This window comes from Natronococcus sp. (assembly GCF_047921035.1).
In the GTDB taxonomy this organism is placed as follows: domain Archaea; phylum Halobacteriota; class Halobacteria; order Halobacteriales; family Natrialbaceae; genus Natronococcus.
The window spans coordinates 1-9,459 of sequence record NZ_JBLRWX010000114.1; the positions used below are offsets into that span (position 1 = coordinate 1).

Below are 9,459 nucleotides of genomic sequence, written 5' to 3' on the forward strand. Positions count from 1 at the left end.
GCGGAGGTGCCGACACATGACCCTCTACGGCGTCGGGCTCGGCCCCGGCGAGGCCGACCTCGTGACCGTGCGCGGCAAGCGGATTCTCGAGAGCGCGGACGTGGTCTACTCGCCGGGCCGCCTGTCCAGGTCGGTCGCGCTCGAGCACGTTCCCGAGGAGCGGATCGGCGACCTCGAGTTTCCGATGACGAGAGACGAGGAGAAGCTCCGGGCGGCCTGGAAGGAGGCCGCGGCGGAGATCGCGCCCAACGCCCGGGAGGGCGACGTCGCCTTCGTCACGCTCGGCGATCCGAACGTCTACTCGACGTTTGGCCACCTGCGGCGGACGATCGACGCCTTCCACCCCGACGTCGACCTCGAGATCGTCCCCGGTGTGAGCGCGGTGACCGCCTTCGCGACCGCGCTGGGCGTCGAGATCGAGGCCGGCGCGGGGCTCTCGCTCCGGGAGGCCGCCAGCGGGGCGAGCCCGACGGGACCCGATCGAATGGTACTGTTCAAGGTCACCGACGCACCGGCGACCCACGCGGGGCTCGTCGAGGCGGGCTACGAGGTGACCTACGGCCGCCGGCTGTTCATGGAGCAGGGCGAGACCGTGGTGACCGACGACCCCGACGAGATCGACGAACGGGACTACTACACGCTGGCCTACGCCGAGAAGGCCGACCTCGAGATCGAGCGGGCGACGGCGGCGTTCCGGACCGACGGGACGGACGATCCCTCGAGCGACGACGGTGCCGATCCCGACGGCGCGTCGTCGGGCGGCGAGTCGATCGCGGACGGCGGCAGCGAGCCGACCGCCGCGGGGCGATCGCCGAGGGACGAACCGCCGTCCGACCGCGATCGAGGCGTCGAGTTTCGATCCCTGCCGGAGGATTCGGACGCCGACGGCGCGCTCGTCGACCTCGAGCGCGCCGAGGGCTGTGAACACGGCGACTGTAGCGAGCACTGGTACTGATGAGTGAGACGATCGAGACGGACGGCGACGCCGTAGACGGCGGTGACCCCCAGAACGCGATCGACGCGCAGGGGGACCGCCGTCGGGAGGAACTGGACGACCGAATCTTCGATCACAGCGCGGGCGACGAACAGGCGGGGATCCCCTTCGTCGGCGCCGGTCCCGGTGATCCGCGGCTGCTGACGGTCGCCGGGCGCGAGCTGCTCGAGGAGAGCGACCTCGTGGTCCACGCGGGCTCGCTGGTCAACAGCGAACTGCTCGAGACCTACTGCAACCACGCTGAACTCGTCAACTCCGTGGGGAAGGACCTCGAGGAACTGATTCCGCTGATGCGGGACGCCCACGAGGACGGCCGGAACGTGGTTCGCCTGCACAGCGGCGATCCGGCGATCTACGGCGCCGCACTCGAGCAGATGGACGCCTTAGAGCACGAGGGCGTGCCGACCTACTTTGTGCCGGGCGTCACCTCGGCCTTTGCGGCCAGCGCGACGCTTCGGACGCAGCTGACGCTCAACGAGGTCGCGAACCACGTCGCGTTCACTCGACCCCAGGGGAAGACCCTGAGCGAGGAGGAGGACCACATCTCCGAGTTCGTGGAGATGGGCGACGTGACGACCTGCATATATCTCGGGACTCACGCCGTTCGGGAGACGATGGATCGGCTGCTCGAGGACGGTCACGATCCCGAGACGCCGGTCGGCGTGATCTACCACGCCTCCTGGCCGGACGAGGACGTGATCGTCGGATCGATCGGCGACATCGCCGATAAGGTCGAAGAGGCGGGCTATCAGGCCTCGGCACTGGTCGTCATCGGCGACGCCGTCACCGGCGCGGGCTACGAGCGCTCGTACCTCTACGGCGACTGGGCCAATCGGAGTTCTTCGGGAAGCTCGACCGAAAACACGAGCGAGCCGGAGGCGAGCGATGACTGAGGAGAGTCGGATGCGGTACCGCGACCACGGTGAAAGCCCCCAGCCTCGTCGACTCGGGGGCCTCGCTGCGGTCCTCGGCCGTTGGCCTTCGGTCCTTACGTCGGCCGCCTTCGCCGACGGGGCTGGCCCCTTTCAGTCCCACCCGCGCGGTGGTCTGGTCGGGTCGATGGAGCGTGGACAGCGAAAATTTGCTACGATGGAGGCTACACTATGAGTTCAGGAAGCAAGAACACAGACGGGACGGACGACTCGAGTACGGACTCCGGCGGCCACTGTTCGACGCCCGATTCGGACGGCGAAGTCGCCGAGGAGATCGCGATCGTCTCCTTCGAGCGCAAGATGGAGACGGCCGAGGAGATCAGGGATGAACTCGAGGATCGGTACGACTCGATCGAGATCCTCGAGTACCACGGCGACGTCTTCGCCGACCACTGGGGCGAGTACGACTGCTTCGTCGGCCTGATGGCCTCGGGGATCGCGATGCGCAAGACCGCGGGCCTGCTCGACGACAAGTGGGAGGATCCCGCGATCTGTGTCGTCGACGAGGAACTGACCTGGGCCATCCCGATCACCGGCGGCCACCACGGCGCGAACCAGGTCGCTCAGGACCTGGCGACGATGGGCGCCGTGCCGGCGATGACCACCGCCAGCGAGGCGGCGGGCAAGCAGGGTGTCGAGTCGAAGGCCAAGGCGATGGACGCCCACGTCGTCAACGGCGACTCGACAGTCAAGACGAACCTCGCCGTGCTCGACGACGAACTCGGGCCCGTCGCTCGGCTCGAGGGACCGCGGGCCGTGCTGGTCGGCGACGACGTCACCGTCCTCAAGCGCAACACGGACGAGGGCGTCGTCCTCGGCACCGGGAGCGTCTCCGGCGCCAGCAAGGACGCGTTTCTCGCCGCCTGGGAGGAGGCCCTCGAGCGGACCGAGTACGACCTCGAGGACGTCGAGTTCGTCGCCACCGCGACCCGGAAGGCCGAGGAGGAGGGGCTGCTCGAGGCCGCGCAGGAACTCGACCTCGGGGTCGTGGTCTTCGACAAGGAGACGCTGCTTGCCCACGAGGGACCGACCCCCTCGAAGTCCAAGGAGCTGATCGGCTGGCCCGGCGTCTCGGAGGCCAGCGCGATCGCGGGCGGCGCCGAGCGGGAGCTGGTGCTCGAGAAGCTAGGGTACGAAAACGAGGTCACGGTGGCGATCGGGCGATGAGTTCGGACGCCTCCGATTCCGACGCTACGGACCCAGTCGCGACCGAGATAGACGGCGGCACCCCCGACGACCACGGCACCCTCTCGGTCGTCGGGATCGGCCCCGGACTGCCCGAACACATGACCCTGAAGGCGAAACGGGTCATCGAGACCGCCGACGTCGTCATCGCCTCGAGCCTCTACCAGGAGTTCCTGCGGGCCGACGGGACGATCCCGGGCGAGGAGCGAACCGACGACGAGGGGATCGCCACCCGCGAGGACGGTTTCGAACAGGAGATCGTCCGCTCGACGATGGGCCGCCAGATCGAACTCGCCCGCGCGGCGTTCGACTACGTCCGCGAGGGGAAAGACGTCGCCCACGTCTCGGGCGGGGATCCCTCCGTCTACGGCAAGTCCGACCTGATCTTCAAGATGGCCGAGGAAGAGGACGCCACTGACGTCCCGATCGAGATCGTCCCGGGGATGACGGCGGCGCTGGGCGGCGCGGCCAACGTCGGTGCGCCGCTGTGTAACGACTTCTGTACCGTCTCGCTGTCCGACAAGTGGCGCGGCTGGGACGAGATCGAGGAGAAGCTTCGCGCGGCGGCGATCTCGGATTTCGTGATCGTTCTCTACAATTGCTGGCGCAACTACGAGAAGGCCGTCGAGATCGTTCGCGAGGAACGGACAGACGACGCCCGGGTCGCGATCGTCAACGACGCGGGCCGAGCCGACGCCGGTCGCAACGGCGAGAGCGAGTTCATCACCACCCTCGGCGAGGCCGCCGACCACGACGACAAGGTCTCGGGGATGGGGACCTCGCTGATCGTCGGCACCCACGAGACCGAGACCTGGAGCAACGACGATCGAACGTACCTCGTCACGCCCCGCGGCGGGCGCGACGTCGAGGATTTCTAATCACAGCTATGAGCACGGATACCAACACTGACGACGAATCGACTTCCGAATGCGGCGCGTCGACGGGCGCGAGCGAAACCGAGACCGACGCCTCGAGTTCGGGATCGAACTGCGGCGGCTCCTCGAGCACCGCCGATGACTCGAGTTCGAAGTGCGGTGCCTCGAGTAGCTCTTCGTCCTCGAGCACGTGCGGCGCCTCGAATTCCGACGACGAGAGCGACTCCCACGAACAGGAGGTCGGCGCCACCGTCGCGGACTTCGACGCCGATCCCGGCCAGCTAACCGCCGTCGGACTGGGTCCCGGCCACGCCGAGGGGATGACCGAACGCGCCAAGACGGCGCTGCTCGAGGCCGACCACATCGTCGGGTACACGACCTACATCGAACTCATTCCCGACGAGATCACCGAGCAAGCCGACGAGATCTACGACACGCCGATGTGCGGCGAGGTCTCCCGAACCGAGGAGTCGATCGACCGCACGCTGGCGGGCAATGACGTGGCGATCGTCGGCAGCGGCGACCCGAACGTCTACGCGCTCGCGGGGCTGGCACTCGAGATCCTCGAGTCCAAGGGCGCGACGGCGTCGATGGTCGAGTTCGACGTCGTGCCGGGAGTGCCGGCAGCCCAGTCCTGCGCGGCTCGTCTGGGCGCACCCCTCGTCAACGACACCGTCTCGGTGTCGCTGTCGGACCACCTCGTGCCGATGCCCGAGATCGAGTCCCGACTGCACTCCGTGGCGAGCGAGAACTTTACGATCACGATCTACAACCCCTGGAGCCGCAAGCGCCGGGAGAACTTCCGGAAGTGCTGCGAGATACTGCTCACCCATCGGGACCCCGAGACGCCGGTCGGAATCGTCCACGGCGCGGGCCGCGAGGACGAGCAGGTGCTGATCACCGAACTCGGCGAACTCGAGGAACTCGGCGAAAGCGACGTGATCGACATGACGACCACGATCCTCGTCGGCACCGAGGACACCTACGTCTGGGACGACCGGATGGTGACGCCGCGGGGCTACGAGACGAAGTACGAGTACTGACCATGCCACGCTACGAGATCACCATCGAGAAGGACGCCTGCGACGGTATCTTCGCCTGCCTGACGCGCGATCCTCGCTTCGTCGAGGGGGAGGACGGCCTCGCGACGATCGATCCCGACGCGGATCCGATCTACGACTGCGAGGGCGAGGTTGCGGATACCGAACAGCGGGTCGTCGCGACGTTCGACGACGACCGCATCGACGAGGCCCGACAGGCCGCGGCGGCCTGTCCGACCGACGCCATCGTCGTCGAGGAGGTCGGCGAATGAGCGAGACTAGTGCGCGCGAGGATGGCGACGACCTCGAGATCGAAATCCCCGCGGACCCGCTGGCGGGCCACCCCGCGAGCGCGTACTTCTGGGGCCACGTCGCCGGCAGCGGCGATGTTTCGGATAGCGGCATCGAGGTCGTCACCAACGACGAGACCTCCGCACGTGTCCTCGCGGCCGTCGCGGGCGGCGACCTCGAGCACGAGACGACGAGCCGCGAGTACGCCCACGACGCGTCGATCACCCGGACCGAGGACGAGTACACACTCTCGATCGGCGGCGACGGAAGCGAGGGCGATGAAGACACGGACGACGGCGACACGGGGCTGCTCGGACGCAGCGGCGCGCTTGGCCTTCCCGTCGACGGTCGCGGGAACTACCGCTTTGGCGCCTTCTCGAGCCACGACCGCGAGCTGCTCCGGGGCCTGCTCGAGGGCTGTGGCACGATCTGTTTCAAGTCCTCGAGCGGCACCGTCGGCATCTCGTTCGTCCACGACGACGCCGACCTGCTCGAGCTGATCCGAGCGTTGATCGAGGACTGTCCGGTCGACGCCACCGTCGGCGAACTCTCGGCGACCTCCTCGGGGGGCTACTGGTTCGGGATCGACGACGACGATGCGCCCGCGTTCGGAACGTGGCTCTACGAGGACTGCGAGGAGACCGGACTGTACGCACCCAGCCGTCGCCGCAAACTCGAGCGGAGCCTCGAGCAGGCCAAGGCGTACGACGAGCCGTAACCGACGATCGAAATCCGATCATGACTACCACCGACGAAAGACCACCCACGAGACCGAGATGAGTACGCCAGACGACACCGCGCCCGCGGCGGCGTTCGACGATGAAGCGGTTCTCCTGATCGGTCACGGCTCCCGCCGGGAGAAGTCGAACCAGCAGGTGCGAGAGCTGGCCGCCGACCTCGAGTCGCGGCTGGGGATCCCGGTCGACGTCGCGTTCCTGGAACTCGCGGCGCCGTCGATCGACGAGGCGTTCGCGGAGCTCGCGACGCTTACCTCGCGGGTGACGGTCGTTCACTGCTCGCTGTTCGCGGCGAGTCACGTCAAAAACGACGTGCCGCTGGCGATCGAGCGAGCGCGGGCGGCACACGACCTCGAGATCGACAACGGGGCACATCTGGGCATCCATCCGGCGATACTCGACCTGCTGGACGACCGGGCTCGCGCGGTCGAGGCCGAACTGGGCGTCGACCGAACGGCGGACGACGTCGCCGTCGTCCTCTGTGGACGGGGCTCGAGCGATCCCGACGCGAACGGCGACGTCCACAAGCTGGCCCGGCTGCTGTACGAGGGGCGGGCGTTCGACCGTGCCGAAGCGACGTTCGTCGGCGTCACCGACCCCACGCTCGAGGACACGCTACACGGACTCTCAAAGCACCGTCCGGACGCGGTCGTCGTCCTGCCGTACATGCTCGGTGACGGCGTTCTCACCCAACGGGTTCGCGACTGGGCGAGCGATTTCGACGACGAGTATCCCTACGTCGACGCGCTGGCGGGCGATCCGCTGGGCACCGACTCCCGGCTGCTCGACGTCCTCGCCGACCGCTGGCAGGAAGCCCGGACCGACAGCGTCGCCATGTCCTGTGACACGTGCAAGTACAAGGTCGATCTCGAGGGGTACGAGGAGGACGTCGGCGGCGCGCGAGCCATGTTGCGCGCGCTGGCTCACCGGGAGGCACACGCCGACCGCGAGGACGTCGACGACGAGCCCCACAGCCATGACGCGCCGGAAAAACACGTCGCGGTCTGTACGAACCGAACCTGCGCCGATATGGGTTCGTCCGCGGTGCTCGAGCGCATCCGTCAGGAGGCTCGCGACGCCGAGGGCTGCGACGTCCGCATCACCCGCTCGTCGTGTCTGGGTCGCTGCGGCGACGGGCCGATGGTCGCGATCTACCCCGACGGGATCTGGTACGGCGACGTCGCGGCCGAGGACGCCGACCGAATCGTTTCCGAACATCTGGAGCGAGACCGTCTCGTTAGCGATCTCGTCGATCAGACGCTGTAACGCGAGCCAACAATGAACGATATCACTACGATCCACACATGAGCTGTTACGAAATCGAAGCGCTTCGACTCGGACTGATGACCGTCCTCGGCGTCGAGGACGAACACGCCCGCGACCACGCGGAGAAAGAACTCGAGGGCCACCTCGAGGGACCCATCGAGGGCCTCGCGGAGGCCGAGAGCCTCGCGGAGATCGAGCGCCACCTCGACGCCGCGCTCGTCGACCTCGAGGAAACCGTCGCGTCGATGGACGCCGACGATCCGGAGTACGATTACACTCGGGGTCGGCTGCTGGCCGTTCGCGACGCCGAGCGCGCCGTCCACCGACTGCGGATCCAGGGAGAGAGCGTCGTCGACGGCCTCGGTGACGCCCACGATCTGCTCCACGAAACGTTCCCCGTCGAGGACTGAGTCTCGGTTCGAACGCGGCGTGGCGCGGGGATTGGGCGGTCGTCCCGTCGCTCGCGTCCTCTTCTAGAGACCCGCCGCGTCTCACTCGACGAGCGACTCGAGGTCGGGGTGATCGGAGGCGCGACCGCGCTCGTAGACTCGGTCGCGGTACTCCATCCACTCCGCGTGTCGAACGAGAAACGCGACGGGGATCTCGGAAAGCCCGAGGAGTTTGGCGATGGCGAGACGGTGCATCCCGCCGACGTGAAGCAACTCGCCGTTTCGGCCGACGTCGACGAGGATCTCCTCGCCCATCGCCGGCATGAACCCGGGCTCTCGGTCGCGCGGCCCGAGTTCGCGCTGGGTTCGACAGCCCTCGGTTCGGAGACTCTCGTAGAGCGCGTCGCAGTACGCACACCGTCGAAACACGTCCTCGCGGGACGTGCAGTTTCGCCACGTCGACTTGCCGTTCTCGACGGATCGAAGGCGACGCTGGATCCCGTCGATCTCCTCCCACGCCTTCCCCTCCTCGAACCGAGCGTGAAAGATCTGGTAGATCGGCCGCTCGCAGAACTCGTAGGGGAGTTTCGCGTTCGGATCGGGTCGGTCCCAGTCGCCGTCTCGGACGGACCCGAACAGTCGTTCCTTGCTCCCCCAGGGCGGGTACTCGCGCATCGTCGTGTGCGTGATTCGCGACGGGTCGACGTACGCGATCTCGAACGGATCGAGCGGTGCGGCGTACTCGTCGGTGTCGAACGTCAGCGCTCGCCTGTAGTACCGGTGACCGAGCCGCCAGCGGAGCGTCTCGGGACAGGCTTCCCGGCCGAACACCGCGTAGCCGAGCCCGCGGATCGACAGCCATCGTAGCCCGTCGCGTCGAAGCGTCCGATACCCTCGCCGGAGCGGCGACTCGCTCATCACGCGCCGTTGTCTGCACACCGACAAAAGTCTTCAGGACCGATCCGAACCGTCGCGCTCGGCCCGGCCCGCCTCGTTTACGGCCGGTGTCCGGAACGTGGCGAACTCGAGAGGGTGCCCTTCGACGGTTCGTCGACGATCTAGCCCGGAGGCGCTCGAGCCCGGACGGTCAGTCCTCGAGTTCGCCGTCGGCGCTCGCACGACGTCGCAGCCACTCGAGTCCGAGTGCGCCGCCGACGACCCCGGCACCCGCCGTGAATCCGGGCGTTCCCTCGGCGTCGTCGTCAGCGATGCCGGAATCATCGGAGCCGGGATCGTCGGTACTGCCGGCCGGGTCGTCGATTTCCGTCGTGTCGTTCGCATCGTCGGGTTCGGCTCCGTCGGACTCGAGACTCCCGTCCGTGCCGTCGCTCTCCGTTTCGTCGTCGCCGGACCCATCGCTGCCGTTCTCGTCGGTCTCGGCCCCGTCGACTTCTTCGCGGGCCTCGTCGCGGTCGGGCGCTTCGGTTTCGGTTCCTTCGTCGTCGGTCTCGTTGCCGTCCGCGGGTTCGCCACCGTCGCGTTCCTCGTCACTGCCGTCGAGCCGGGAGTCGTCTCCGTCGCCATCTTCGCTTTCGTCGGGCACGCTCTCGTCGTCGGGTTCGTCGCCGTCACCGCCACCGCGTTCGTCGCCTCCCCGATCCGGTCGCTCGCCGGAGCCGTCGTCATCGTCGTCCCGCTCGCCGCCGTCGTCTGCGTCGCCCGCGTCGTCATCGGTCCGTTCGCGGAGTGCGACGAGGTCGCCGTCGTGGCCGACGTACATCGTCTCGTCGCTGATCGCCCGGATCGGTCC

10 protein-coding genes and 1 pseudogene are annotated in these 9,459 nt (G+C 67.8%); 9 read left to right on the plus strand and 2 right to left on the minus strand.

Going from position 1 to position 9,459, the window contains the following annotated elements; translation table 11 throughout:
• The first annotated feature begins 16 nt into the window (after positions 1–16).
• From ACNA7R_RS17405 to ACNA7R_RS17445, 9 genes are all read left to right on the plus strand, one after another.
• Positions 17–955 carry a cobalt-factor II C(20)-methyltransferase gene (locus tag ACNA7R_RS17405; RefSeq protein WP_416284796.1) on the plus strand — a complete coding sequence of 313 codons (939 nt, stop codon included), beginning with the start codon at positions 17–19 and terminating at the stop codon, positions 953–955.
• Complete coding sequence (locus tag ACNA7R_RS17410; RefSeq protein WP_416284797.1) at positions 955–1,887, plus strand: cobalt-precorrin-4/precorrin-4 C(11)-methyltransferase; 933 nt, start codon at positions 955–957, stop codon at positions 1,885–1,887. The genes ACNA7R_RS17405 and ACNA7R_RS17410 overlap by 1 nt, the downstream gene beginning before the upstream one ends.
• A 210-nt stretch (positions 1,888–2,097) precedes the next feature.
• Positions 2,098–3,093: a cobalt-precorrin 5A hydrolase gene (gene cbiG, locus ACNA7R_RS17415; protein ID WP_416284798.1), complete on the plus strand. Its 996-nt coding sequence runs from the start codon at positions 2,098–2,100 to the stop codon at positions 3,091–3,093.
• Positions 3,090–3,989 carry a precorrin-3B C(17)-methyltransferase gene (locus ACNA7R_RS17420; protein ID WP_416284799.1) on the plus strand — a complete coding sequence of 300 codons (900 nt, stop codon included), beginning with the start codon at positions 3,090–3,092 and terminating at the stop codon, positions 3,987–3,989. The genes cbiG and ACNA7R_RS17420 overlap by 4 nt, the downstream gene beginning before the upstream one ends.
• 8 nt (positions 3,990–3,997) lie before the next feature.
• Positions 3,998–5,029 (plus strand): precorrin-3B C(17)-methyltransferase, encoded by a 1,032-nt coding sequence (gene cobJ, locus ACNA7R_RS17425; protein WP_416284800.1) that lies wholly within the window; start codon positions 3,998–4,000, stop codon positions 5,027–5,029.
• A 2-nt stretch (positions 5,030–5,031) separates the two neighbouring features.
• Entirely contained in the window at positions 5,032–5,298 is a 267-nt protein-coding gene (locus ACNA7R_RS17430; RefSeq protein WP_416284801.1) for a ferredoxin, read from the plus strand.
• The gene (locus tag ACNA7R_RS17435; RefSeq protein WP_416284802.1) at positions 5,295–6,035 is read left to right on the plus strand and encodes a cobalamin biosynthesis protein; all 741 of its coding nucleotides are present in this window, start codon (positions 5,295–5,297) and stop codon (positions 6,033–6,035) included. Before ACNA7R_RS17430 ends, ACNA7R_RS17435 begins: the two co-directional genes overlap by 4 nt.
• 58 nt (positions 6,036–6,093) lie before the next feature.
• Positions 6,094–7,320 carry a CbiX/SirB N-terminal domain-containing protein gene (locus tag ACNA7R_RS17440; RefSeq protein WP_416284803.1) on the plus strand — a complete coding sequence of 409 codons (1,227 nt, stop codon included), beginning with the start codon at positions 6,094–6,096 and terminating at the stop codon, positions 7,318–7,320.
• 38 nt (positions 7,321–7,358) lie between these two features.
• Positions 7,359–7,730, plus strand: coding sequence for a DUF3209 family protein (locus tag ACNA7R_RS17445; RefSeq protein ID WP_416284804.1), 372 nt, complete (start codon positions 7,359–7,361; stop codon positions 7,728–7,730).
• Positions 7,731–7,811: 81 nt separating this feature from the next.
• Here ACNA7R_RS17445 and ACNA7R_RS17450 read toward each other — a convergent pair whose 3' ends face one another.
• Together ACNA7R_RS17450 and ACNA7R_RS17455 are read right to left on the minus strand one after the other, a co-directional pair.
• On the minus strand, positions 7,812–8,627 hold the full coding sequence (locus ACNA7R_RS17450) for a hypothetical protein (RefSeq protein ID WP_416284805.1): 816 nt from the start codon (positions 8,625–8,627) through the stop codon (positions 7,812–7,814).
• 169 nt (positions 8,628–8,796) lie between these two features.
• Positions 8,797–9,459: pseudogene (locus ACNA7R_RS17455) on the minus strand (hypothetical protein); the annotation flags it as partial.